Source organism: Photobacterium sp. Ph5, from assembly GCF_022129445.1.
GTDB lineage: Bacteria > Pseudomonadota > Gammaproteobacteria > Enterobacterales > Vibrionaceae > Photobacterium.
The window spans coordinates 19,904-45,498 of the sequence record NZ_JADQAQ010000019.1 but is presented as its reverse complement, the minus strand read 5'-3'; the positions used below and the strand labels follow the sequence as shown (position 1 = coordinate 45,498).

Genomic DNA, 25,595 nt, shown 5'->3' with positions numbered 1-25,595 from the left:
ACCAAAGTTATTATAATTATATTTATTATATATTTTCATTATCACAAGGCAATTGATACCGTAAGTGCAATTTGATAGATAACTCTTTCCTACGTTAATGCTTACATCACAGGTATGAGCGTTGTATTGAGCATGACTTTCTGGTGAATAAATGATTGAACTTCATTCATCGCATTATAAAAAAGCCTGTTTTGCTCTGGCATTAGGTTCGTTTATTGTGTTTTGTAACCTCTATTTATTTCAACCAATGCTGCCTCTTATGGCACGAGAATTTGGTGTGAGTGCGACAGCAATAAATTGGGTATTAGCGGCAACAACATTAATGTTAGCTGTGTGTTTGATCCCTTGGGCGATTGCTTCTGAAATTGTCGGACGGCGTGTGATTATGTTAGTGAGTTTGTCATTATTACCTGTAGTTGGCAGTATCATGGCTTTTAGTAATAGCTTAATCACACTCACGATTTTAAGGGCGATAATGGGGGTTTCTGTTGCTGGTTTTATTGCTGTTGCTGTTGCTTATATGGCAGAAGAATTTACGCCAAAAGCGCTTATGGTTGCAGTGGGGAGCTATATTAGTGCTAATTCATTAGGGGGGATAGTTGGGCGATTATATGGAGGTATTATTAGTGAGCATTATAGCTGGCATCTTGCCGTGTTAGGATTAGCTGGTTTTAGCTTGGTTGGTGCAATCATTGTGATCAAGTTATTACCTAAACAGCAACACTTTAGGCCTAATCGCCAAGGTTTTCGCGTTCATGGTAAGCATTTGGTACAGCATATAAAGCAACCGATATTATGGATAGCGATGTTGATTGGCGGTATTAATTTTGCGCTATTTGTTAACCTTTATTCTGTCTCTGGTTTTAGGTTGGTCGCAGCACCGTTTAATTTACCATTGAGTTGGGCAGCCTTAATTTTCCTGTGCTATTTAAGTGGGACATTAACAGCACGACTTAGCGGTAAATGGGCTAACAGATTTAGTCCTGTGAGTGGCATGTTTTTTGGTGGAGTGATTAGTTTACTGGGAATGTGGTTAGGTCTAGTTGAATCACGTGAAATGATCCTCATTAGCTTGTTACTGATTAGTTCTGGCGCGTTCTTTACTCATTCATTGGCTTATGCATGGGTGAGTAAACATGCACAAGTTGCTAAAGCTACAGCAACAGCGATGTATTTAGTACATTACTATGTGGGCGGTAGTATAGGGGGCTTTGTATTAATTTACTGTTGGCAGCACGGTCAGTGGGAAAGTGTCGTTGCTGGTGGAACGGTACTTTATAGTGCAATGTTCATTTTATGTGGCTTATTAGCCCGAGAAGCTGAAAAAAGTAAAATGCAATTGATGGAACAAGTTGGATAAAGATCTAGTGCCTATTGATAGTACGTTATAGACAGGATCTATAACGTACTTTTAACTATTTTATTTCAATCAATAATGTGAAATCACTATGCTCACCACGACGAGCAAAGGCACGATGTTGACCAACACGAATGGTGTATTTACCGCTGTATGGCAAAATATAAGCGCCTTGTTTATTGAGCGATTCAGAGTATTCACTGAGATCAACACCTGATTCTAAGTGCTGATTAGATAGGTTAATCCATAATTTCGTACTTTTTGTAAGAAGCTTTGCTGTTAGTGCCTGCCCTTTTTTTGCATAAAAAACATAATCATTAAAATCATAGCCTGTTATTTTTGCAGGATATTCAGCACTGGTTGCCCCTCTTTTAAAGTGAACATCTTGGACTTTGTTCGCAGCTAACGCAGAGAAAGAAAACAAGCTTAGGAATAGCGTAAGAATAATAGCATTGGTACGAGAGAATAATTTCATAGTTATATCCAATTAAGTTGAATCAGAGAAACGAGTATTAATTAACGACAAGTATATCAATGCTAGAGGCGAATGCGTAATAGCGACGATAAATGACTTTGTTTTTGATGACAAAAAAATTGAATAACAAAACGACTTTTTTAAGCTAAAATATATGCAAGTTGTTTATGTACTATTGGTGTGTTCATGGAAGATAAAAACATACTCGGTCATTTAACAGTAAAAGAGCGTTTAGCGCTGGCTGAGCAAGGAAAATACATTGAATTCCTCATTAATGATCCTGATCGTCGAGTAAGAGAAGTGGCGAGCGAGCATGATTTAGATATATTAATTGATGACGATACTGCCACTGAAGATTTACTATCGTCTCTATAAAATACATTATTTAATTTTCTCAACAACAGAATCTAAGAGGGTTGAACCGTGATAGATTTTAAAACTGAGAAAGTTAACAAAAGGGTATTGCTTATTTAAAATTGCTTTATCTGAGTGCATATTTTGAAGCATTTCTTTTGCCAAGCCATGCAACTGTTCAGTGTTAAAAGATGCGGGATTATATTGGTAACTATAGGTTAAAGTTTGCTCTGAACAATTAATGACATAAAAGGCATCAATACCTGAGTCATTGGTTTCTAATGTATTTTTACCTGATGGTATGTCCGCACAAGAATAAATGGCGGACAATGCAGGTGTACTGCTAAGTAGTAATAATAGTGGGAGAAGTGGTGACTTTCTCATATAAACCTCCTGCTGTTTGAAATAATACTGATAATGAGAAGTAAAGTTAAATAGATAAACCTATTTTAATTTTATCCTTTTCACTATGAAAGATAGCTTAATTACTAAAATTTCTTATAGTTAAGAAATTTTTATTGGAATATGCAAAATGCGTCTCAAATAGAATAAATGAGAGTATTGTTCTATTTTAAAATGCTGCCTCAATTTAGAAAATATAGTCATATATTCACATCACTGAATAACTCGGTATAATCGCAATACATTTTCTCTACTCAATGACGTTTATTATGGCAGGCTACTTAACCTTTCTCGTGCCCGCGCTACTTGGTGCGCAGTTTATCCTTACCATTGTTTTGATGAAGGGCGAAATTTGTCCTGGTCAACGTGGTCGTGTTCATAAAATGTTACCTGTACTGCTTGTTGGTTGGTTACTTGCCGCAATAGCGCAACCTTTAGCTGTATTGCCTTTATTGTCATTAGCGTTCTTTACAATGAAGGTGAAAACAAGGAAAACGCGTGATGCAGGGCCGATTAAGGTTTTATATGGCAGTGATGTCTTAGCGTTTATTTGTTGGCTAGTATTATTACCAACGTTAAATATGCCTGAAATTGCGATTAGCTTAGTCGCTATCGCGTTATATGGTAGTGCATTAGCCCATGTTTTACTGACTTTTGCTCGTACGCGTTTACAGGCATTTCACCGTATTTTGCCTTTTGTCGGTTTTATTAGTGCGATATTAACGATTTTATTTATGATTTGGCAGATCATGACTCTTGGGCAAGTAACAACAAGTCACCATATGATAGAAATCATTACAGCATTGGCATTAATGGTGATTGGCTTGGTGATTTGGGCTGGTCACATATTATTAAATAAAAAAGCCAATAACTGGCAGTTAGTGATTGCACTTGCAGTACTGGTGTTTTCAGCAGGTTTACAGTTAGTCTTGTTTTAATATTCGGGACACAATAATGTGAAAAGCCGCTTTTTGAAGCGGCTTTTTCGTATCTGTTTTCTACGTCTATGCTTAATAAGTAAAGTTAATATATCTTGATTTAGTTGTTAATGTTGGGATCTGGAGGATGAATGGAAATTAACAATTTATTAAGTATGGATGGCAATATTGTTATCGGTATAGTGAATGAGCGCTTACGTTTAGAGTGCAGTAGTATTTCGGAGCTGTTGAGCCGTTATGAACTAGATGAAGGCGAATTAACAGATAAGTTGGCACAGCTAGGTTATCAGTATGATCCTATAACCAATCAATTCCGATAGTACATTCATCTATAAAGTAGCCTCACGAATGAGGCTTTTATGCTGTAAAAAATCAGGCTGATTTAATACCTTCTAAATGGAGTTGGCATTGCTGCTTTGCGATTGCAAAAAAGGCCTGTAGATAATGGCGCTGTTGTTCAGATGCTCTAATCGCAGCAAATAAACGTCGCCACAAGCCTTGTTCTAACGGCTTACTTACTACCAGACCCTGTTGCGCAAAATCATGAATAGCCCAATTGGGTAGTGCAGCAACGCCTAATCCTGCTGACACCATTTGTACAAGCATCAAGGTATTATCTGCCTGTTTCCAAGCTTTTGGCTCTATGCCCGCAGGTTGTAGGAAATGTTTGACGACATCTAAGCGATTTTTTTGTACGGGATAACTGAGCATGGTTTGATCGGCAATATCTTGTGGTGTGATAAAAGGCTTTTCTGCTAAAGGAGAATTAACACTAACGATTAATCGCATTTCAAAATCAAATAAAGGCTCATAATGGATTTCACTCCGAGGTTGAATATCGGAAGTGATCACTAGATCGAGTTCACCGCAAACAAGAGCCGGGATCGGTTCAAAGCCAAAGCCTGATGAGAAGTCGAGTGTTACTGCTGGCCACTGTATTTGGTATTCCTTAAGTGCAGGCATCAGCCATTGGAAACAGGAATGGCATTCGATCGCCATATGTAAGCGACCAGTGGCATCTTGTTTTATATTAGCGAGTTCATGCTCGGCATGAGTAACTTGAGGAATAATCGTATCTGCAAGGTTTAATAAAATATCACCTTCTGCGGTAAATTTTACAGGTCGAGTTTTTCGTAAAAATAGTTGGCCGCCAAGACGTTGTTCCAGATCTTTTAATTGGTGAGAAAGGGCTGATTGAGTTAAGCATAATGTATTGGCGGTCGCTGTTAATGAGCCAGTATCCCGCAATACAGATAATGTCTTAAGGTGTTTTAATTCAATCATGCTTATTTACCGTCCTTGTAAATATGTAGTGTTAAACAACTTATCGTTTTACGGTATCAAAGTAAACATCTGGACGGCTAAATGGCTATGTTGGTGTGAATTAATTTATATCGCCATACTATCGACATAAGAAATAAAAAAGGCAGCCCATTGTTAGGCTGCCTTTTCAATGTTTAGCGTAATACTTATTTAACGTCAGCAATTTTTTTAGTGAACGTTAATGTATGTTTGGCATTGGTTAGCGTAAGCGTATCGTCAGAAACAGCTACTTTGTTCCAGTCTGATAATGACTCAGAGAATGTTTGCTCAACATTCATTGCTTCATCAGGGCATAGCATCATCGTCATACCCATTTTTTCAATGCGTAGTTGACCATCTTTAAGCTCTGCTTGACCAAAGTAACGGTTACAACCTGCGTTACCGTTAGCTGCAAGATCAGAAGCTAGTTCTAGGCTAGGAGCTTGGAAAGGTTCTGGTAATGTAAGGTCTTGGTTATCGATTTTAACCAATTCCCAACTGCCATTGCTGATTTCATTTGCTGTTACTTTATGCGGTGTTGAGTTCATAGCACTGTTACCGGCACAAGCTGTTAGCATCATAGGAAGCACCAAAACTGATAAAAGACGCTTTTTCATAATCATCATTCCTGAATAAAGTCTATTTTAAAAATAGCAAAGCGTGATAAACACATTCTATTTTTATGTCAGCGCTATTGTACGCTGTTTCATTGTGTAAATAACTATAACTTAAAACACTCTACCAGAGTATTACTTTACATTTTTTTACGTAACCAAATGTAAATCTTTAAGCTAAGTAAAGATTATTGAAAGGTTTAATTATTCAAAATCGATAACATTGTAGCGTGTTATGGCTGATGAATCATTGTTTTGGAAGAAGAGGCGGATAAAACAATGAATAAAGTTAGCAATAAAAGAAGGGGAAGGTATTACATAAATAATGTGATACCTTCCCTCCTGATTTAACTCATTTGGTCTATTTAAGCACTTTTAGATTCGAGCGCTTTTTCCACCATGTGTAAATGTACATCTTGTTGTGGGAATGGAATCGAAATATTTTCTTGGTCGAAGCGCATCTTCACTTCACGAGTAATATCCCAGTAAACATCCCAGTAATCATCTGTCTTGACCCAAGGGCGAACAATGAAATCAACAGATGAAGAATTCAGTGTGTGTAGTTTAATTGTAGGCTCAGGGCTACGTAGCACTGCAGGGTGCTCAGATACAATTTCATTTAACACACGTTCTGTTTTTTCAATGTCATCGCTGTAACCAATGCCAAAGATCATATCGACACGACGTACTTTTTCGTGAGTTACGTTCTTGATGATGTCACCCCAAATTTTACTATTTGGGATCATCAACATTTCGTTACTGAACGTTTTGATCGTGGTATTTACAAGGCTCATGTGACTAACTTTACCTGTAATACCGCCGGCTTCAACAAGATCACCGACATCAAATGGACGGTAGATCAGCAGCATCATGCCCGCAGCAAAGTTAGATAATGTGTCTTGTAATGCGAAACCAACAATAATACCAGCCACACCGAAACCGGTGAGGATAGGGGCTAGGTTTAGGCCAATTTGAGATAAAGCAATAAGCAAACCAATAGCAAAAACGGCTTTACCTGACATAGAGATAAAGAATTCTTGCATCAGGATAGACATTTGCAAGTTCTTTGCAGAAACGGCACGCTTAACCATTTTTCTAACAATGTTCTTTAATGTTTTGAATGCAAAGATGATCAAAACAAAAATAAATACTTTAAATAGCATTTGTGGCAGGTTATCAAATAACCAATCTTTCAGATCTGATGTCCAGCCAGATACAATAGACCACATTACTTTGCTGTTAAGTAAGTCGTCAGTCACATTACCCGTTTGCTCGAATAATTGCTTTTTGTATTTAGCGGTATCAATACCAATGTTATCCGCAATTTCAATCAGTTGTTTTAGATTTTCAGTGTCGTTGTCTACTTGTCGCTGTGCAAGGATCTGTGACATCTGCAACGTACTTTTCTCACTTTCAGTTGCAGATTTTAACTGTTTGCTTGCAAGATCAAGTGCTTGGCTATCGAAGTTAAGTGAAGCAGAAATAAACTCTAAGCGGTGTTCTACTTTGCTTGTAAGCTCTTTGACAGCTTTTGGCGCAGGCTTATCAAGTTTTTCTAGCCACTGATAGTTTTGCCACTCTTCATTAAGGATTAATGTCGAATAATGACGTGTTTCTGCCAGCTTTTTCAATGCAATTAGCTTGTCTGCATCTTTTGCGTCATCAAGCTTTTCTTGATCTCGTTTAAGCTTTTTATCAAGAAAAGTACTGAACTGATTAATCAAAACGACTTGATGATTAACTTCTTTAAGTAGTTGTTTTTTATCCGAGTCTTTTTCACTGATTAGTGATGCTAAGATGTCACGACGCTCATCATTCTTATTTAGAATCTGTAAGCCAATCACATCAGCAGAAGAAGAACCGTCTTTAACAGCACTTTCTTGTTCTTTTTGCAGTGATGATATTTCAGTGTTTAGTTGTTGAAGTTGTTCAACTTGAGGGCTAGTTGTTTGTTTCGGCGTGTCGACTTTAGTTTCTGCAAAGCTAAGGGAAGACACAAGTAATAAGATTAATACCAGAAAGCGCATAATGCGATTAACTCCTACTGGTGTAAACATAACCAAGAAAAGTCAGATTATACATTTTTTATCATGTATATTTTTGCTGACTATAAAAAATAGGCGCAGATTATATATTAGTTTTAAGGCAGAAAGTTAGAAATTTGCAAGTAATCAACAAGAAGAATGGATGGTACAAATAATTGTTTAAGTTGATATGAAAAATAGAAAACCACGACAATTTAGTGACTTATCGTGGTTTATTGTAACTTTATTATGAACGTTCATTTAAGTTTTGGCGCGCTATCTCACTGTCTTTGTCTGCATAGAAATGTACTTGAAATTGAGTATCAGGCGTCATTAATTCAACTTTATGCCAGTATTGAGGCGGGCTGATAAGTGAGTCATTTGCCTGAATAACAACCTCTTGTTCGATTTCTCCTCGTCTTTCAGTAAAGCCATAAAATTTCAGAGTCCCAGATATAACACTAATTTTTCCGTATACACCTTCACGGGTGTTGTGCTCATGAACTAACATTTTCGGCACAGTGTCACGATTAAATACTGAGGTTGATTTGTAGTTAATAAAGCTATTAGGAATAGATGCCATAAGTTCTCTCCAATATTATTTTTGATTAGGCTTGGTGAGCTGGTAAATCCTTGTTCTGATAACAATCAGCAAAGTTATGATTACGATCGCGATGTTTAGCTTCATCTTCTCTGATTCTTAATACAACATCTCGCAGTTTTGCATCATCATGTAACTCATAGTAGTTAATTGCAATTTGTGGCGCTGCGACATTTTCAAGTTCACCACTATCAATTTTTTCTAAAAATTCGGTATAGCTTTTACAAGCTTCCTCTTCAAAGTAACCCACGACACGGTGCGCAATCTTTGATGAAGTGAGGTAAATAATACTGTAGACACAGATGAAAACGGCTTGCCCTAATAAGACGAGTCCACGTTCAACCCAGCTTGGTTTAGCGATATCTAAAAAGATCATTAAGTGCATACGTTCATTATCTGCTTCACTTAATAATTCTTTGATCCAACCCTCATCATCTTTCATTCTGCGAAGGGCTTTTAAATGGTTAAACATACCGGCAACCATACCTGGTACGGCAGCAATGGTTTCTAAAATCACAGCACGTTTAGCGTATTTTTTGCCATAGAAAATATTAAGAGAATACTTGAGAAGCTGTGTGATTTTATACGCTAGGCGCTCAGAAAATTTAGTGGTTTCTCTGTGTGTTAAAGCAAAATCTGACATTGGACTACTCGCTCTTTTTTAAACATGTATTAATAATACATTTTTAAATTGTTAAAACAAGCATTTCAAATGCAACATATATAAAAAAGCCTCTTCACAAGGAAGAGGCAAAAGTACCATCGCTATTATTATTCTAAAAAATGCGAAGAGGAAGAACGTTAATTAACTTCTATTAATTAACCAAAATCACCATTTACATAACCACGAGTGCGATCATCTTGAGGGTTAGTAAACAGGTTTTGTGTTTCATCATGTTCAACTAATTCACCCATAAGGAAAAATGCAGTACGATCCGAGATACGACGTGCTTGCTGCATTGAGTGAGTAACGATAACAATGGTGAAATCTTTCTTCAGTGACTCCATTAAATCTTCAATTTTCTTGGTTGCAATAGGATCAAGTGCGGATGTTGGTTCATCCATCAAAATAACTTCAGGCTTCATTGCGATTGTACGTGCAATACATAAACGTTGCTGCTGACCACCCGACAGGCCAAATGCGTGTGATTTCAAACGATCTTTTACTTCGTCCCATAATGCGGCACCACGAAGAGATTGCTCTACAATCTCATCAAGGTTTTTTTTATCTTTAACGCCTTGTGCACGTAGACCATAAGCAACGTTTTCGTAAATGCTCATTGGGAATGGGTTTGGTTTTTGGAATACCATGCCGACTTTAATACGTAGCTGTGCCACATCAATATTGCCATAAACATCTTCGCTATCCATGGTCAGTGATCCTTTGATGCTTACGCCTTCAATAAGATCATTCATGCGGTTAAGGCAACGAAGTAGGGTAGATTTACCACAACCTGATGGGCCAATAAGAGCCGTTACCTGACGATTAGGAATCGGTAAGTTAATTTGTTTTAGCGCTTGGTTCTGACCGTAGTAAAGATCTAGGTTTTCAATATTAAATTTATTCATTTTATCTTCCTCAAAATTAGTAAGTCGCAGTGTTGAAACGGCTGGCAATTAGTTTGGTAATTAAGTTAATAATAAGAACAACAACAATAAGAACGGTGGCAGTACCGTATGCCTGATTCCATTCATGAACGGTGTAAAGTTCTTGGGTTAACTTATAAAGGTGCACGGTAAGTGTTCGACCAGAGTCAAAAACACTTTCAGGTATACGTGCAACCATACCTGCGGTCATAAATACCGGTGCGGATTCGCCAATTACACGACCGACACTGAGGATGATAGACGTTACAATTCCAGGCATTGCACTAGGAAGAATAAGTCGCCAGATGGTGTAGATTTTAGATGCGCCTAAACCATATGAACCTTCACGGTAGGTTTGAGGAACAGCCATTAGTGCTTCTTCTGTGGTTCGAATAATAACAGGCAGAATCAAAATACTGAGTGTTAATGCACCCGATAAAATTGAATAGCCAAAACCCATTACCACAACGAAGAATGTCATACCGAATAAACCATAAATAATTGATGGAATACCGGCGAGTGATTCTGTACAGAATCGAATTACTTTAACTAAACGACTGCCTACTTTTGCGTATTCCGTTAAGTAGATAGCCGTCATAATACCTAATGGTGCTGCAACTGAGATAGAAGCAATAACCATATAGATAGTTGAGACGATCATCGGCCAAATTCCTGACTCTTTATCAATAGTGGTGTAGTCAGAAGTAATAAAGGACCAATTAACATGGGCAAGACCATTACTTAAAATGTACCAAATCACCCAAAGTAAAAAACCAACCGTAACGCCTGCTGATAACCAAATCAAAGATAAGGCTATCTGATCTTTACGTTTTTGTGCTTTAGGATTGGCTTTAGCCAATGCCGATGTATTTGTTGTTAAAGACATTACTTTTACCTCGCACGCTCACGGTTTAAAAACAAAAGCGCACCGTTTAGCATCATGATGAAAACCAGAAGGACAATACCTGTAGCGTACAATGCGCTGGCGTGAATACCGGTTGCGTAAGACATTTCGATTGCAATATTCGCTGTTAACGTACGTGCAGACTCTAGTAGACCTTCAGGCATAGCAGGGGAGTTACCCATCACCATGATAATTGCCATCGTTTCACCCAGAGCACGAGCAACACCTAAGATGACGCCAGTCATGATGCCTGAGCGAGCTGCCGGAACCAGTAGTTTGAAAATGGTGAACATCGATGATGCTCCCAATGCCAAAGAACCCTCTTTATACGCACGAGGTACAGCGCGAATAGAGGTTTCAGATACCGTAATAACTGTTGGTAAGATCATTACGGCAAGCACGATGATACCCGCCAGAATAGTGTTACCAGCAGGAACATTAAATACATCTTGGATAAGTGGTACGATAATAACTAAGCCAAAGAAACCATAAACGACAGAAGGAATACCCGCTAGTAGTTCGATCATTGGACGAATTAAATCGGCTAGGCGTTTTGGGGCTACTTCTGCAATAAAAATAGCAGTTAAAACACCAATAGGTACACCTAATACGACAGCACCAGCTGTTGAAACCAATGATGCGACAATCATTGGTGCTATACCGTATAGCGCTGGTGGCAACCAATCAGTACCAAGAACGATGCCAGATACACCAGCTTGCGCAAAGGCTGCATAACCTTCACGGAAAATAAAGTAGCCAATGGTAACCAGAGATAAAATGCCGATAGCGGCACTTAACATAAATAGATTTTTAAAGAATATTTCTCGCCAATCAATTCGTTTTTTTGATTTTAGCGAAGAAGTGCTCTTTGCTGTTTTTTCAATATTCGCGATGGTCATTACTTACTCCAGAACCAGTACAAAAGTGACCAGTTACTGACAAACAAAAAACGCTCAGCCCATATGAGCTGAGCGTAAAATACTAATTAATGTGTAGAGATGAAGCCTTTGTTCTCAACAAGTTTCTGTGCGTCAGCTGTTTTCATCCAAGATAGGAATTTTAGAGCTTCAGCAGATGGACGACCTTCTTTGTATACAACAAGGAATGGACGCTGAACTGTGTAGTCACCAGATTTGATTGCTGCAACAGAAGGTTTGTGGCCGTCGATAGCTAGCGGTTTAACTGTGTTATCTACTGAACCTAAAGAGATGTAACCAATAGCAAATGGGTTGTTTGCAACTGTTGTTTTCAGCTGACCATTACCACTTGCAACTTGTGCTTTCTGTGAAATAGCTGAAACTTTAACGCCATTGATTTTTTTCTTTAGTTTCATGATGTCTTCAAAAGCACCACGAGTACCTGATGCTGTATCACGTGTAGCAACAACGATTGGCTTATCTTCACCGCCAACTTGTTTCCAGTTTGTTACTTCACCTTTATAGATTTTTGCAACTTGCTCTTTTGTTAGGCCAGAAACCGGGTTGTTGTTATTAACAACAACAGCGATACCGTCACGAGCAATAACCACTTCTTTTACTTCAGGTGCTTCTTCTGATGCTTTAAGCGCACGAGAAGACATACCAAAATCGGCTGAGCCATCGTGTGCAGTACGAATACCTGCTGATGAACCTGGGCCTTGAACTTCTACTGTTACGTCGTTTGCTTTCGCGTAAGTTTCACCAAAAACTTCCATAAGCGGTGTTACTGAGCTTGAACCTACAACAGAGATAGTTTCACCTGCAATTGCTGCAGTGCTAGCTACCATTGTTCCTGCTAAAGCGATTGCACCGATAATCTTTGTTTTCATTTTCCTAGTCCTTCGTGGTTGCTTATTACTGTAGATTTAAATGAACGTGACAAAGATTAGGAAAGTTGTGTGACACTTATGTTTCAAAACTTTGAACACTCTATGAATGTTGTCATAAATACTTAGTAGGGATTAACCGGGGCTTTAATTTAATGATATTAAAGCGATTGGAGTAATTTATCGTTATTTAGCATCTTGTTGTTATATATTAATTTATATAGGTACAGCTGGCTGTGAGCGATTTTTCACCTATTTATATGCTCAACGGTTGAATGTTTCGATGCGTCATACTTAATCGTTGTTAGATAAAAATTTAATTATGAAGTGAATTTGAGCCTATATATCAGAAAGTTGTTTGACACTTTATCTATAGTAAAATGAATGGTTGTAGTGGATAGTTAAATTGTAATGACTTCCCAATCAGACTTTTTATGTTAATAAAGGCTATCGATGTTAAAAAAAGCGCAGCAGATGGTGGTGTTTAATGCTCTAACCAAGCAGAAGAGTTTTACAAAGGCTGCTCAATTATTGGAAATTTCGCGTACTCAAGTGACTAAACTGGTTCAGCAATTAGAGGAACGTCTTGGCGTACAGCTAGTACAGCGTACAACACGTTCTTTTGCATTAACGGAGTCGGGGCGAATTTTTGCCAAACATTGTGAAGCTGTTGTCGATGAAATTAATGAAGCTGAGAGTGAGCTGTTGATTTTTGGTGATAGTCAGCAAGGATCATTACGAGTGGGTATTGCCCAGTCATTTGCTTCAAATCATGTTGCACCTTATATCAATGAATTTCATGAACAAAACCCGTTAGTTAATCTTGAACTCAGTTTATTTGATCATCGTGTCGATTTGATCTCAGAGCAATTAGACTTATGGATAGGTTTTATGGACTCTCCTCCTGAAGGTTTTGTTGCGCGCCACCTGACAAATTGTGATTTTGTTTTAGTCGCTAGTCCTGATTATTTAGCAAAGCATGGTGTGCCTTATCATCCTGATGATTTACAACATCACAACTGTATTACGTATTTTAGTCGTGAGCGTAAAGACAATATTTGGAATTTCAGTCTAGGTAATGAAGAACAACATATAAAGGTGACTGGAAATTATCGCGTGGATTCTGCTGATGCGATACGTGACGCGACCATTTCAGGTAATGGCATTGGGTACTTAGCAACGTATTTATTAAAAGATGAGATCCGCCAAGGTAAATTAATCCGTTTAATGCCTAATTGGCAGTTAACGCAACATATGCCACTGTATGCTGTTTATCCTCGTCATAAGTATTTACCGTCGAAGGTAAATCTTTTTATTGAGTTTATTCGTGATCATATTGAGTCAGGGAATATCTCTTGTCAGCTCTAATAAGTGATTAAATTGTGCATGATGGGTAAGTCTTTATTTTCACCAATTATATGATGTAAAAAACAGCAGCGTGACGCAAACGGTTAGCTAAACGCTGTTTTAAATGTTTCTTATTGTAAACTATGGAAACAATAGTATTCCCTATAGGAACCAATTAGACGTTTTTCGTTTGCTTAGCTTGAAAAGTCGTCGTTTTCCGTGTTTTTTGTTTTCTAATTGTTAATTGCAATAACAATTTGATCCTTGTCACATTTTTATTTCTCAATAGAATCCCCCCGCAATCGTTTACTACTACACATTGGAGAATGACCATGCATTATTTGGTCGGCATCTTAGGCATTATTATTATTTTTGCCGTTGGTTTTTTATTTTCAGAAAATCGTCGTGCAATTAATTGGCGCAGCGTATTGGGCGCATTTTGCATTCAAGTTATTTTTGCTGGCTTCATTTTATACATTCCTGTTGGTCGTGTAGTTTTAAACAGCGTATCAGGTGCTGTATCCGGTATTCTTGAATACGGTCATGAAGGTACTGAATTTCTTTTTGGTCAATTAGCACAATTTAAATTAGGCTTCATTTTTGCTGTTAACGTTTTGCCTTCAATTGTATTTTTCTCTGCGTTAATTTCAGTTCTATACTATTTGGGTGTCATGAAGTGGGTAATTAGTACTATTGGTGGCATTTTACAAAAACTCCTGGGTACAACACGTACAGAATCAATGTCTGCAACCGCTAATATTTTTGTCGGTTCAGTTGAAGCGCCTTTAGTTGTTCGACCATTCTTGGCTCGAATGACACGTTCAGAATTATTTGCAGTAATGGTTGGCGGTTTAGCGTCTGTTGCTGGTGGTACTATGGTTGGCTACGCAGGGCTAGGTGTTCAACTAAAATACCTGATTGCGGCAAGTTTTATGTCAGCACCTGCAGGTTTGATGATGGCAAAATTGCTTGTTCCTCAAACTGAAGGTGTTCACACCATGGAAGAAGAAGACGATGGTGAAGAAGACGAGCCTGTTAATATGGTTGATGCTGCTTCTCGTGGTGCGCTAAGTGGTTTACAAATAGCAATGGCAGTTGGCGCAAGCTTACTGGCGGTTATCAGCTTAATCGCGCTTGTGAATGGTGGCTTAGGTCATATTGGTAACTGGTTAGCCTCTGTTGGTCAGTGGTTAGGCTTTAACTGGGATGGTTTACATCATCTAAGCCTTGATATGATCTTTGGTTATCTATTTGCACCTGTTGCATGGTTAATTGGTGTGCCATGGTCTGAGGCAACAACGGCTGCAAGTTTGATTGGTACTAAGATTGCGGTTAACGAATTCATTGCATTCGCTGATTTAATGAAGCCTGAAACTGTAGCTAAATTAAGCGAACACTCTCAAGCGATTGTGACCTTTGCATTGTGTGGTTTTGCTAACTTAACCTCTATTGCAATGTTAATGGGCGGTTTAGGTGGTATTGTTCCACAACGTCGTCCTGAGATTGCACGTTTAGGTATGAAAGCTATTTTTGCTGCAACACTTGCAAACTTAATGAGTGCGACATTGGCAGGTTTATTTATCCCTCTTTCATAGTAATATAGAAAGTAGAATAAAATACCAAACAGAGAGCTTAGGCTCTCTGTTTTTGTATATGTGGTTTTTGAACAATAAATAAAAGGGAAACGCATATCATGAAATCTGATGTGGATAGGCTTGTAGCAAAACATGCTGAACTCATTCATAGCGATGGATTGAAAGTTCGCTCACATACTCAGCGAGAAGACGGTGAGTGGATCCTGCATACTTTGATGATTGAAGGTTACGATGTTCCATTTAAATTTAAACGAAAGAAAAAATATAAAAGCTTAAATGGCTGTAAAGTGAATATGACGTATTACCCTGAAATGATGGTTGTGGCAGGGTTTGAAGTTGAAACGATGAAAGTGGTTCGAATTAAGCGCTATTAAATTATTTTCCTTATTTCGAATAAAACGCCAAGATGCATAAATAGCAATCTTGGCGTTTGTTTATCACGTATATGGATACGGGTTAACGTTGGCTATTCATTTGTTGAAGCTTATCTCCTATAGGACCAGAGAAATTAAAGCCATCATGAACATCCCAGTTAATCGACCATGTCATTACACCACCAAAGTTTGGATAAAGCTTAGTCGGTACTACCGAGCCACAACTACTGCCTTTAGTTACACAATCTAGTGCATCAATAATGTTTTGTGTTGGAGCTTGTCCAGAGTTCGCGGAACTTGGCCCTGACGGCAAGCCAATCGCAACTTGATCATCGCGAAGTGGTGCAAATTGACTGCCATCTGCCAGTTCAAACCCTTCTACTAACATTTTGACTGAAGCTACCATCATATCAACCGATCCTTCAGGGGCTACTCCTGACGTATATGGATTTGCTAACCCCCCGTTGTTATATAGCTGTACATGCAGCAGATTTAGCATGTCACGTAACTCATTTATCATCGGGATGTAAGCGCCCCAAATTCCTGAGTAGGCAATCATGCCGCCTTGAACATAAGGATGTTCTGGTGCCATGGTTAAATACATATCACCACCAATGTTGGCTTCGATTTGTTTTAACGCAACAGGCAAACGAGCTTGGATCTCTGTACCATGAAGTAAGTTCGACCCACTTTCTAAGTCAATATCTAGCCCGTCAAATCCCCACTCATTTATAATATCAGTCAAGCTTGAAACAAAGTTTGCTTGGTCTGCATCGTTATTTAAAGTGATAGTACCTTCAGCACCACCAAGCGAAAGAACGATGATTTTACCTTGTGCGCGTAATTCACGAACATCATCTTTAAATTGTTGTGGATCGAGCGGTTCACAGCTACTGCGAATGTCACCGTTGTATAAATTAAAATGAACAGTACCGTCGCTGTTGCGGTCATTATCAGCAAATGCGATATCGATAATATCCCAAGCTGGCGAAATATCACGAAGACGTATTGGACAGCCAGAGCCATTAACGAAGTTGTGCCAATAGCCAATTAAGTTATGTTGAGCCTCAATTGGTTCTTGAACTTTTACACTGGCTGCGGTTGATAGTGCGGTTTCACCGTTCCCATTCGTAGCGAGGGCTGTGACAGTGTAATTACCTGCAGATTGCGCCGTCCAAAAAGTGCTATAAGGCGCAGTCTTATCAGTTGCAACAACATTGCCGTTAATAATGAAATCAACTTGTCGAACATCACCAGTTAGTGCCGTCGCTGTTGCTGAAAGGGTGAGTGCTTTCCCTAGTGTAACAACAGAGCCACTACTTGGAGACGTTAAGCTAGTAACAAGAGCTTGATCGCTTACAGTAACCGTAGCACTTGCTTCATTAGTGTTCGCTTCATTATCAGTCGCAACGACTTTAATTGTGGTATTACCTAAGTCTGATGCTAACCACTGTGTGCTATAAGGGGCTGTGAGATCGGTGTCAATAAGTTGTTCGTTAGCATAAAAACTGACTTGTTCTATAGTGCCATCGGCATCAGTAGCATCAGTATCAATCGTTAAAGTGGTTCCTGCTAATACTGTTTGTTGAGCATTAAGAGAAGTGATCTTAACGTCAGGGGCAATGGCGCAAATACCTAAATCTGTCCATGCATCTGTCCAATGCTGTCCCTCACCTGGCTTATAAGCCCAATCAGATGATGAGGAACACCAACCTGCGATGTCACAACGGTATTTATGATTATTACTCTCTACTAAATCGCCAGTTAGATAATCAGTACCAGATTTAAAGGTTGGAATATCACCACAACCACCACCAATAATAACGTTATCAACAGTGAGAGTTATCGCACTTGATGTGGTTGTACTATTTTCATTGTCTGTTGCTTTGGCTGTAATTTGATGATTACCAGCCGTTGATGTCCATTGTGCTGTGAACGGGGCAGAAGAACTTGTTGCGATTAGTTGGTTATCAACAAAGAACTCTACCTGAGTGACTGAGCCATCTTTATCTTCGGCATCGGCTGTAATCGTTACTGTATCGCCTTCAAAGATAGTGGTATCTGATGTTGGTGAACTAATTGCAATACTTGGCGCAAGGTTTTCACTCGCTGAAACGACACTAATATTCACAACATCTGTTTTAGTGGCATTTTCATTATCCGTTACTGTGGCAGTAATGGTGTAGTTACCAAGCACCGTTGTCCAATTAATTTGGTATGGGGCTGTATCGACAACTGCAATAGATTGTTGGTTTATGAAAAACTCAACATGTTGAATAGAACCGTCTTTATCACTTGCGTTCGCAGCTAACGTAATATCTGTTTGCGCTGTTAATTGTGCATTATTAAGCGGTGAGATCAGTGTTACGGATGGATCTTGATTTCCACTGCTCATGCAGCTATCAACGAATGTCCATTCTTGCCAAGACCCTGAGTGGCTCGCTGGCTGATTGCCTTGAGACCACCAATTTGCATTATATATGTTATTGTCTTGTTGGACTTGGCTACCGCCATTATAGGCTATATCTGCTTGCCATTCGGCGATATTAGAACAATCTGCCGCATAAGCATGCGATGTGCTAAAGGCGACGGCTAACGCACAGGTAAGAAGTGTCTTTTGCATTGTCTATCCCTATTGCAGTTAAAATTCCTCGAAAGTGAGTAGAATAATAATGCGAGAGGAAATGAAAAAATGTTTAAAACAATATGTATATTCTCTAGGCTTTATTAAGTCACTCACAGTGCAAATAAAATACAAAGCGACCGTCATTTTTATTTTTGAGCAGTCTCACATCAAAGTGGTCGCTAAAATTACTTGGCTAGAGTTATGAAAAGGAATACATTTTGTGTAAGAGGCTTATTAGCTTAGAAATATCGGACTAAAGGAAGAAAAATGGATTGGTATCTTGCAGTTTTAAAAAAATATGCACAATTTGGTGGGCGTTCACGTCGTAAAGAATTTTGGTTTTTTACGCTATTTAGCGCTTTGATAAGTATGGCGCTAGGGTTTGCCGATAGCGTTTTAAGTTTACCAACCATTGGGGATGGCTACGGAGTATTAGCAGCGTTATATTCACTGTTTATTGTTATCCCTAATATTGCTGTAATTATTCGTCGGTTGCATGATCAAGACCGTACAGGTTGGTGGGCACTGATCATGTTTGTACCTATTATTGGTATTTTAGTGCTGATTTACTTCATGGTGCAAGACAGCAATCCAGGTGATAACCGTTTTGGTCCAAATCCAAAGCAAAATGAAGGTTCATTCACCGTATAAATGCCAACTAACTATTAGATTTAACTCAAAAGCTCAGAGAAAAGTTCTGGGCTTTTTTGCGCTTAAAATTTAATCAGCTAATTAAAAAAAGTATAAATTGCTAAACGTACCCTTGCATATCTTAGTACGTTTGGTAAAAAGAAATGAGCGAATATGGAAAGCGCGGTTATTTTTGTAGGAGGCAACGATGCTTATTGCTGATAAATTATTAAGTAAAGCAATTCAAGAGCAAGTAAAGCGTGAGGGTGCTTTGAACGCCTTAGAAACCGTATATTCAAAAGCGCGTTATGCACACTTTAAGCGTGTGAAATGGGGCTCTCAGTTCTTTGATGGGATTCAGTTCGGCGATGGCAGTTTAATTGCTGTAAAACCAGGTTCATTTAACCGTTTAACCCTTGTTAGTCTTGCTTCAGAAAAGCACATGGGGTGATAAACCATTATTCTGAGCAATATTCTCGTTAAAGCACGCTATGAGTCTTTGGTTATAATTACTGAAGGCTTATATAAGTGTAATGCTGGTCTGAGGATATAATCTATTATTTCATTCCTTAGTAATGTGTTTTAGTATGACAACAGATGAGCGATGTTCGTTTTGACCGAAATGAAACATCATGACCACTCATCATTATTAATATCGTTTTTGGAGTACGATTAATGTTGTTAAACTTTTCTATTCATCAAGTACAGCGACAACGCTCGTTGACTGTCTTTTCAAACCTATCTTTATATTCATCTCGATTTAGTCACGGCTATTAATTAGCCGCCAATCTAAAGATTAAAAACATTTGATAATGAGCAGCCATAAGCTGAGGCTTTGTGGTGCATATATAAAGTAAGGGTATTGTGTGAATTTAAAATTAATAGGTAGTTCGCTGATTATTGCGGGCACAGCACTCGGTGCAGGAATGCTCGCTATTCCAATGGTCTTAGCGCAATTTGGCTTGTTGTCAGGCACCATATTAATGCTAGTTATTTGGAGTGGTACAACGTATGCCGCATTATTACTGCTTGAGGCTAGCATTAAAGTTGGCGGTGGGTTAGGGATGAACAGCATTGCTAGACAAACGTTAGGAAAAGGAGGGCAGTTAATCACAAATGGATTGTTATACGCACTGTTGATCTGTTTATTAATGGCCTACATCATTGGTGCCGGTGACTTAGTACATAAAATGGTACTGAATTTAGGTTTAGATATTTCGTTAGTTCAAAGTCAAATTCTGTTTGCTGTTATTGCTGGTGGTATTGTCGCTGCTGGTACTGGTGTGATTGACAAGCTTAATCGCGTGTTATTTCTCTTAATGTTAGCAGTGCTGATAATCACGTTATTTGCTTTAGTACCAAATATGTCATTAGCACACTTTTTTACTGCAACAAATGACAGCAATATTGATCTAATCAAAACCAGTGCGGTGTTGTTTACTAGCTTCGGCTTTTTCCCTGTAATCCCAACATTAGTGTCTTACAACAAAAAAGCAACACATGCACAATTACGTAATATGGTTTTACTGGGCTCGTTTATTCCGCTTGTGTGTTACTTATTATGGCTTTATGCCGTTGTTGGTAGTTTATCTTATGAGCAGTTGGCGCAATTTAATAATGTTTCTGAGCTAATAAATGTGCTAGCTACTCGTTTTGAAGGGATCCATGTCATTCTTTCTTTGTTTACAGGTTTAGCTCTACTGACATCATTTTTTGGTGTAGCGTTATCTCTATTTGATCAAAATATTGATTTATTCAAACAAAACCGAGTAGTGACTTATATTTTAACGTTTATTCTACCGTTACTAGGTGCATTGTTTGCTGCTGATAAGTTTTTATCAGTGTTGAGTTATGCAGGTTTAATCCTTGTATTTATTGCTATTTTTATTCCGATGATGATGGTATTAAACCTACGAAAAACTGAAGACAAACAGCAAGTAACGATAAGTGATGAAATAGGATATGAAGTAGCAGGTGGACAAATAGCAATGCTGCTATGTTTAGGGTTTGGTTTATTCCTGATTGGAGCGCAAGTTATTTAACTAAACACTATATAACTAAAGAGTGTGGGGCTGGTAGATTGACCGATCTATCAGCCCCTTATTCTAGGTATGTATTAAGTGACCGACTTATACACACCAAACAGAGCATAACTATTGGAGTGCGATAGGTGTATCGCTAGTGAACACTGTTATTATTAATAAATAATACAAAGTTTCTGCTGGTAGGGCTAGATGATGTTAATTTTATAAAATCTAGCCATGTAAAGAAAAGCTTACAAAAAAGGAGCGTGATGCTCCTTTTTTTAGCTAAATTAGCAGACTATCTTGGTTACATTTTGATAACTGTTAAGTAACGCTTTGGGTAACCACTTTTATAATAATCGGTTTCAGTGACACCAAAGTGTTTTTTTGATGATGAGCTATGAACAAATTTCAATGTGTTCTTGCCTACTTCAGTAATAATACCGGCATGACCTGGTTTGCGAACCTTTGGATTTGTCCCTGTAAAAACAATGAGATCACCTACTTTGGCATGTTTTAATGATATTTTTTTATCATAAAGATTAGGGTAAGCCGCTGTTGTACGAGGTATGGAAATATCGTACTTGTTATAAACATATTTAATGAAGCCTGAACAATCAAAGCCTTTCGGTGTTGTTCCTCCCCACACATACTTTGTACCAAGGTACTTACGTGCAAAGTTGATCATATCTTGTTCTTTTTTGATCTGGGCTTTTGAACTATGCGTCGCTAAAGGTGTAGCGACTATTTTAGATGAAACTGGTTGTTTTAAGAGCTTCTCTGGTTGTGGTGACGCATTTACCGTGGATTCACAAGCAACGAGAAAGAAAAAAGAACAGCTGATAAGCGCCATTGTGGATTTAGGTAATGTCATAACTCTATTTGTGCTTCAGTCTAGATAAAAGGTAAAGAGGTTAATGATAACGGTTGATACTTTTTTATGTTAGTTATTTTACTCGTATCACTTCACATTCAAACAAATAAGTAATGTTTTTATAAAAAGCGTAAGAAATGAGCAATATAGACTATTGATAATATCTTGTTAGGTGGCACGTCAAAGTTTGTTATTTATAATTAATATCATTTACCGAACTTGGTATTGTTTAGCTTGATTTATTTGCTGTTTAATTCTTTTTTGGAATGATTTATGATTAAGATATAATCGATGAGTGTGTAGTATATTTATAATAATTATTCACTTTTTATCAGTATCCTCAAAAGGTATTTAGTGTGGTTATGTTAAGAAGTATTACATTGTTTTTAGTTATGTTTTTAGTTATGTTTTTTTCTTTCACTGTAAATGCAGAAGAAAAATTAACGCTTTGGTATTCTCATCAAGATAATAGTTTTATTGAATTGTTAGTGAAAGAATTTCAAAAAGAAAACAATATCAATATTTCACTTGTTCAATTTGAACCTGAAAAGATAAAAGCTGAAATATTATTGGGGGCACAGTACGGTGGTCTACCTGATCTCGTCATTTTCCCATCAGATTTTATTGGCTTACATAGGTTAATGAAATTATCGAGTATTCCCAAAAATTGGTTATCGCCTGAGTTATCTAAAAAAGCAATGTTAACAGCTTATGTTAATGATAAATATTGGGGGATACCCGTTATTCAAGGGAATAACTTATTGTTATATTATAATAATAAGTTAGTTTCTCAACCATTACGTACTTGGAAAGAAATAATAGCATCCAAGCAAATATGGTTAGATAAAAATATTTTACCTGTTGGGTGGAATTACCTTGATATGTATTACTTTATCCCATTTTTATCAGCATTTAATGGGTGGCCAATTAGCGATGGGAAAATATCACTGAATACACCAGAAATGGTTAAAGCATTAAAATATTATCGTTATTTGTCTGAGCAAAAAATCATTAATCGCGAATGTGATTATGTGTGTTCTCAAGGTGACTTTATCGAAGGAAAAGAAGCTTATGCGATTAATGGTGATTGGGCATATCAAGATCTAAAAAAATCGATGGGAGATGATTTAGGTGTCGCATTATTGCCAACGCTAAATGGTAAACAAATGCAACCTATGAGTAGCACCTTTCTTTTATCGTTACCAAACTATAAAAATCATTCTGTAGACAAAAAAGTATTAATAGAAAAGTTTGCAAAGTTTATTCAACAGGAAAGGATTCAACATTTAATATATGAAGATACACGTCTATTGCCTGTTTCAACAAAGTTATTGAAAGAGTTTAGACATCAAGCGTCAGGTGATGATGAAATTTTATTTAAGCAATTTGAATTATCTAAACCAATGCCGTCAACAATTAAAATGTCGATAGCATGGCAGGCTATGGCTATTGGTTTTAAGCGTTATGAAGATGGATTATCAGCAGAAAAAACGGCAGAGTTTATGCAGAAAATTGCTATTCAGCAGTGGCATAGGTTGAACAAAAAATGAAATTAAAATTAAAGTCGTCATTGGCACTACTAATGGTTTTCGTCGCGGTTTTACCTGCTTCAATTATCGGTGGATTATTAATAAAACAACAAACGGAAGTTGAAACAAATTATCGAGTAGATTTAATAGATCGATTATCAACGACGTTAAAACAAGAGTTTAATTATCGTTTTTATCTATTATCCACGGCGTTAGATGTTTTATCTCGTGATCGACTATTAGTGCAAGGTATTGATGATTTCTTTCTAACCAGTCATGTCGATGCGACACTGGCTAATTTAGTTGATAACACACCTCTAGTACAAGCAGCCTATTTAGTTGATGCTAACTGGAATGAAGTCGAAAATTATAATGGTATTAATGGAATTAACTCATTCTCTGGGTTAAAAGTATTACTAAATCAAAAGGTAAGTACCAGTAAAAATACCGGTGATCAATGGGTATTCAATTATGCCGATGAGTCTTTAATGCCTGATAGGTTTAATCCCAGTCATAAAGGTATTGCTATTGGTGTACCAATATATCAGTCAACGTTAACTGAGGGGCTGAAGCGTAATCCGTTAGGGTATTTAATTGTTGTAGTACCTGTTGAAAACATTATTAAGGTTCTTCGTCCTTATTTAAAAGATGGAGAGCATGTTATCTTTCATCATAATGGAATGGATAAAATAGTTGTCTATAAAGGGAAAATAGATCCATTGACCCCAACAGTTTCTAAAACAGAGGTTGTGACGATAGATAACAAGTATATTACAGAGCCGATGTCTTATAACGCGCAAGTTTTTATGAATAAATACTTGGGTGAAAACCCATTTACGAATTCATTAAAAATATTAACGATTGTCGCTATTATTGTCGTTATCCTTGCATTATTGACTGCGACAATCTCGTATCGTTGGTTCGCTAAGCCTTTAACTTATCTTATGGATAGTGTGAGAGCCTGTTTAGGGGGTAATTACAATATTCCAAGTAAAGATCTTAGGTTTTCTGAGTTAATAATGGTTAATAACTTAATTCAAAAAATGGCGATGACAATAAAAGCGCAACTTAGTGATTTAGAAGATAAAAATACTAAGTTAATGACATTCAATGATCAACTTGAAAATAAGGTACATGAAAAAACATTAGAGTTAACCCACTCTCTACAACGTGAAGAAAAACGTCGAACGATGCTTCAGTCATTGTTGTCATTTAGTAATAAGTTACAACATGGTGATATTCATTCCACTGTAATGACACAGTTAGTCAGTTTGTATCCTTATGCTGGATGGGGAATGAAGTTGTTTGTTAATCAGAATAATAATTGGGTTTGTGAAGGGGTTTCTGAAATTTGTTTAGATAGCATTGATGCTGATGCTCATTGTAGTGATTATTTTCGTGTGAATAGTGATGAGACCATTTTACAATGTTTTAAAATTGTAGATACCCATAATAAGTTACTGGGTGTGATTGTGATGAAAACGCCCAATATTGAGCGTGATGATTATGAAATTATTTCATTATTTATTCGTCAATTATCGGCAGAACTTGAAGGGCGATTGTTAAACGAAGAGTTAGAACGAAGCGCAATTACCGATCCATTAACAGGCTTGAGTAATCGTAAAGCCTTTGATGTTGATTTTGATGAATGGGTAAAAGTGACACACCGTTACCCAGAGCAATATTTAGGCTTGTTTATGATTGATTTAAATGGGTTAAAACAAGCTAACGATGAATATGGACACCATATGGGGGATCAATTACTTATCGAAACAGGGCGGTTAATTAAAAGTGTATGTCGTAGTACAGATAAGGTTTATCGGCTAGGTGGTGACGAATACGCAATTATTATAAAACACGGTGATAATGCGGGCTGTAATCAGCTAAAAGAACGTTTATTACAGCTATTAATGGAAGATCATTATGCAAGTTTACCACCTGGTGACAAAGTAGGTATTCATTTTGCGATGGGGTCTGCAAGTACAGAATCTCATGATGTTCATACTATTTATCAAGTCGCAGATAAAGCTATGTATCTAGATAAGAAAGCTTATTATGATCAAATGGGTAAAAAGCCGAGATAATTAGATGTTACCTGTTACTTATAAAACTACAATTGTATATTGTGATTTTTGTATAGTATCAAATTAAAAAATAAGCCTCTATAAATAGTGAGTTAATTGCCAAACTGTTAAACTATGTAGCACAATTTAAATGATTCACATGGATGTGTT

General features: G+C 37.5%; 25 protein-coding genes. 12 read left to right on the top strand and 13 right to left on the bottom strand.

Annotated features, from left to right (window positions below):
* Window positions 1–151 precede the first annotated feature (151 nt).
* Complete coding sequence (locus tag I3259_RS09450) at window positions 152–1,360, top strand: MFS transporter (RefSeq protein WP_238029388.1); 1,209 nt, start codon at window positions 152–154, stop codon at window positions 1,358–1,360.
* A gap of 55 nt (window positions 1,361–1,415) precedes the next feature.
* Here I3259_RS09450 and I3259_RS09445 read toward each other — a convergent pair whose 3' ends face one another.
* A complete protein-coding gene (locus I3259_RS09445) occupies window positions 1,416–1,832 on the bottom strand; it encodes a hypothetical protein (RefSeq protein ID WP_238029387.1) in 417 nt (138 codons plus the stop codon).
* 186 nt (window positions 1,833–2,018) lie between these two features.
* Between I3259_RS09445 and I3259_RS09440 the strand changes: the two genes are divergently transcribed.
* Window positions 2,019–2,207, top strand: a complete 189-nt coding sequence (locus I3259_RS09440) for a hypothetical protein (protein ID WP_238029386.1) — start codon at window positions 2,019–2,021, stop codon at window positions 2,205–2,207.
* Between the two features lie 6 nt (window positions 2,208–2,213).
* On the opposite strand, the gene I3259_RS09435 is transcribed toward I3259_RS09440, so the two are convergent.
* Complete coding sequence (locus I3259_RS09435; protein ID WP_238029385.1) at window positions 2,214–2,570, bottom strand: hypothetical protein; 357 nt, start codon at window positions 2,568–2,570, stop codon at window positions 2,214–2,216.
* Between the two features lie 287 nt (window positions 2,571–2,857).
* Here I3259_RS09435 and I3259_RS09430 point away from each other — a divergent pair, with 287 nt between their 5' ends.
* The gene (locus I3259_RS09430; RefSeq protein ID WP_238029384.1) at window positions 2,858–3,526 is read left to right on the top strand and encodes a hypothetical protein; all 669 of its coding nucleotides are present in this window, start codon (window positions 2,858–2,860) and stop codon (window positions 3,524–3,526) included.
* Between the two features lie 131 nt (window positions 3,527–3,657).
* Window positions 3,658–3,846 carry a DUF4250 domain-containing protein gene (locus I3259_RS09425; protein WP_238029383.1) on the top strand — a complete coding sequence of 63 codons (189 nt, stop codon included), beginning with the start codon at window positions 3,658–3,660 and terminating at the stop codon, window positions 3,844–3,846.
* A 52-nt stretch (window positions 3,847–3,898) separates the two neighbouring features.
* Here the strand turns inward: I3259_RS09425 and metR are convergent, their stop codons facing one another.
* The 9 genes from metR to I3259_RS09380 all read right to left on the bottom strand — a co-directional run bounded on the left by metR (window position 3,899) and on the right by I3259_RS09380 (window position 12,365).
* Window positions 3,899–4,810 carry an HTH-type transcriptional regulator MetR gene (gene metR / locus I3259_RS09420; protein WP_238029382.1) on the bottom strand — a complete coding sequence of 304 codons (912 nt, stop codon included), beginning with the start codon at window positions 4,808–4,810 and terminating at the stop codon, window positions 3,899–3,901.
* 185 nt (window positions 4,811–4,995) lie between these two features.
* Window positions 4,996–5,445, bottom strand: a complete 450-nt coding sequence (locus I3259_RS09415; protein ID WP_238029381.1) for an META domain-containing protein — start codon at window positions 5,443–5,445, stop codon at window positions 4,996–4,998.
* Between the two features lie 362 nt (window positions 5,446–5,807).
* Window positions 5,808–7,469, bottom strand: coding sequence for a mechanosensitive ion channel family protein (locus tag I3259_RS09410; protein ID WP_238029380.1), 1,662 nt, complete (start codon window positions 7,467–7,469; stop codon window positions 5,808–5,810).
* 244 nt (window positions 7,470–7,713) lie between these two features.
* A complete protein-coding gene (locus tag I3259_RS09405) occupies window positions 7,714–8,049 on the bottom strand; it encodes a DUF1971 domain-containing protein (protein WP_045084364.1) in 336 nt (111 codons plus the stop codon).
* 25 nt (window positions 8,050–8,074) lie between these two features.
* Window positions 8,075–8,710 (bottom strand): alternative oxidase, encoded by a 636-nt coding sequence (locus I3259_RS09400; protein WP_105059943.1) that lies wholly within the window; start codon window positions 8,708–8,710, stop codon window positions 8,075–8,077.
* A gap of 176 nt (window positions 8,711–8,886) precedes the next feature.
* Complete coding sequence (pstB, locus tag I3259_RS09395; RefSeq protein WP_238029379.1) at window positions 8,887–9,636, bottom strand: phosphate ABC transporter ATP-binding protein PstB; 750 nt, start codon at window positions 9,634–9,636, stop codon at window positions 8,887–8,889.
* Between the two features lie 16 nt (window positions 9,637–9,652).
* On the bottom strand, window positions 9,653–10,513 hold the full coding sequence (gene pstA / locus I3259_RS09390; RefSeq protein ID WP_238029416.1) for a phosphate ABC transporter permease PstA: 861 nt from the start codon (window positions 10,511–10,513) through the stop codon (window positions 9,653–9,655).
* 32 nt (window positions 10,514–10,545) lie between these two features.
* Entirely contained in the window at window positions 10,546–11,457 is a 912-nt protein-coding gene (pstC, locus tag I3259_RS09385; protein WP_238029378.1) for a phosphate ABC transporter permease subunit PstC, read from the bottom strand.
* A gap of 86 nt (window positions 11,458–11,543) precedes the next feature.
* The gene (locus I3259_RS09380; protein ID WP_238029377.1) at window positions 11,544–12,365 is read right to left on the bottom strand and encodes a phosphate ABC transporter substrate-binding protein; all 822 of its coding nucleotides are present in this window, start codon (window positions 12,363–12,365) and stop codon (window positions 11,544–11,546) included.
* Window positions 12,366–12,815: 450 nt separating this feature from the next.
* On the opposite strand from I3259_RS09380, the gene I3259_RS09375 reads away from it, so the two are divergent.
* The 3 genes from I3259_RS09375 to I3259_RS09365 all read left to right on the top strand — a co-directional run bounded on the left by I3259_RS09375 (window position 12,816) and on the right by I3259_RS09365 (window position 15,678).
* On the top strand, window positions 12,816–13,730 hold the full coding sequence (locus tag I3259_RS09375; protein ID WP_238029376.1) for a LysR family transcriptional regulator: 915 nt from the start codon (window positions 12,816–12,818) through the stop codon (window positions 13,728–13,730).
* A 311-nt stretch (window positions 13,731–14,041) separates the two neighbouring features.
* A complete protein-coding gene (locus I3259_RS09370) occupies window positions 14,042–15,304 on the top strand; it encodes a NupC/NupG family nucleoside CNT transporter (RefSeq protein ID WP_238029375.1) in 1,263 nt (420 codons plus the stop codon).
* A 98-nt stretch (window positions 15,305–15,402) separates the two neighbouring features.
* The gene (locus tag I3259_RS09365) at window positions 15,403–15,678 is read left to right on the top strand and encodes a hypothetical protein (protein ID WP_045150175.1); all 276 of its coding nucleotides are present in this window, start codon (window positions 15,403–15,405) and stop codon (window positions 15,676–15,678) included.
* Between the two features lie 82 nt (window positions 15,679–15,760).
* Here the strand turns inward: I3259_RS09365 and I3259_RS09360 are convergent, their stop codons facing one another.
* Window positions 15,761–18,301, bottom strand: a complete 2,541-nt coding sequence (locus I3259_RS09360) for an Ig-like domain-containing protein (protein WP_238029374.1) — start codon at window positions 18,299–18,301, stop codon at window positions 15,761–15,763.
* Between the two features lie 270 nt (window positions 18,302–18,571).
* Between I3259_RS09360 and I3259_RS09355 the strand changes: the two genes are divergently transcribed.
* From I3259_RS09355 to I3259_RS09345, 3 genes are all read left to right on the top strand, one after another.
* Window positions 18,572–18,955 (top strand): DUF805 domain-containing protein, encoded by a 384-nt coding sequence (locus tag I3259_RS09355; protein WP_238029373.1) that lies wholly within the window; start codon window positions 18,572–18,574, stop codon window positions 18,953–18,955.
* A 187-nt stretch (window positions 18,956–19,142) separates the two neighbouring features.
* Window positions 19,143–19,385: a hypothetical protein gene (locus I3259_RS09350; protein WP_238029372.1), complete on the top strand. Its 243-nt coding sequence runs from the start codon at window positions 19,143–19,145 to the stop codon at window positions 19,383–19,385.
* A 415-nt stretch (window positions 19,386–19,800) separates the two neighbouring features.
* Window positions 19,801–20,976: an aromatic amino acid transport family protein gene (locus I3259_RS09345; RefSeq protein WP_238029371.1), complete on the top strand. Its 1,176-nt coding sequence runs from the start codon at window positions 19,801–19,803 to the stop codon at window positions 20,974–20,976.
* Between the two features lie 289 nt (window positions 20,977–21,265).
* On the opposite strand, the gene I3259_RS09340 is transcribed toward I3259_RS09345, so the two are convergent.
* Window positions 21,266–21,832 carry a C40 family peptidase gene (locus I3259_RS09340; protein WP_275949787.1) on the bottom strand — a complete coding sequence of 189 codons (567 nt, stop codon included), beginning with the start codon at window positions 21,830–21,832 and terminating at the stop codon, window positions 21,266–21,268.
* A 362-nt stretch (window positions 21,833–22,194) separates the two neighbouring features.
* On the opposite strand from I3259_RS09340, the gene I3259_RS09335 reads away from it, so the two are divergent.
* A complete protein-coding gene (locus I3259_RS09335; RefSeq protein ID WP_238029415.1) occupies window positions 22,195–23,382 on the top strand; it encodes an extracellular solute-binding protein in 1,188 nt (395 codons plus the stop codon).
* Window positions 23,379–25,445: a GGDEF domain-containing protein gene (locus I3259_RS09330; RefSeq protein ID WP_238029370.1), complete on the top strand. Its 2,067-nt coding sequence runs from the start codon at window positions 23,379–23,381 to the stop codon at window positions 25,443–25,445. The genes I3259_RS09335 and I3259_RS09330 overlap by 4 nt, the downstream gene beginning before the upstream one ends.
* Window positions 25,446–25,595: the final 150 nt, after the last annotated feature.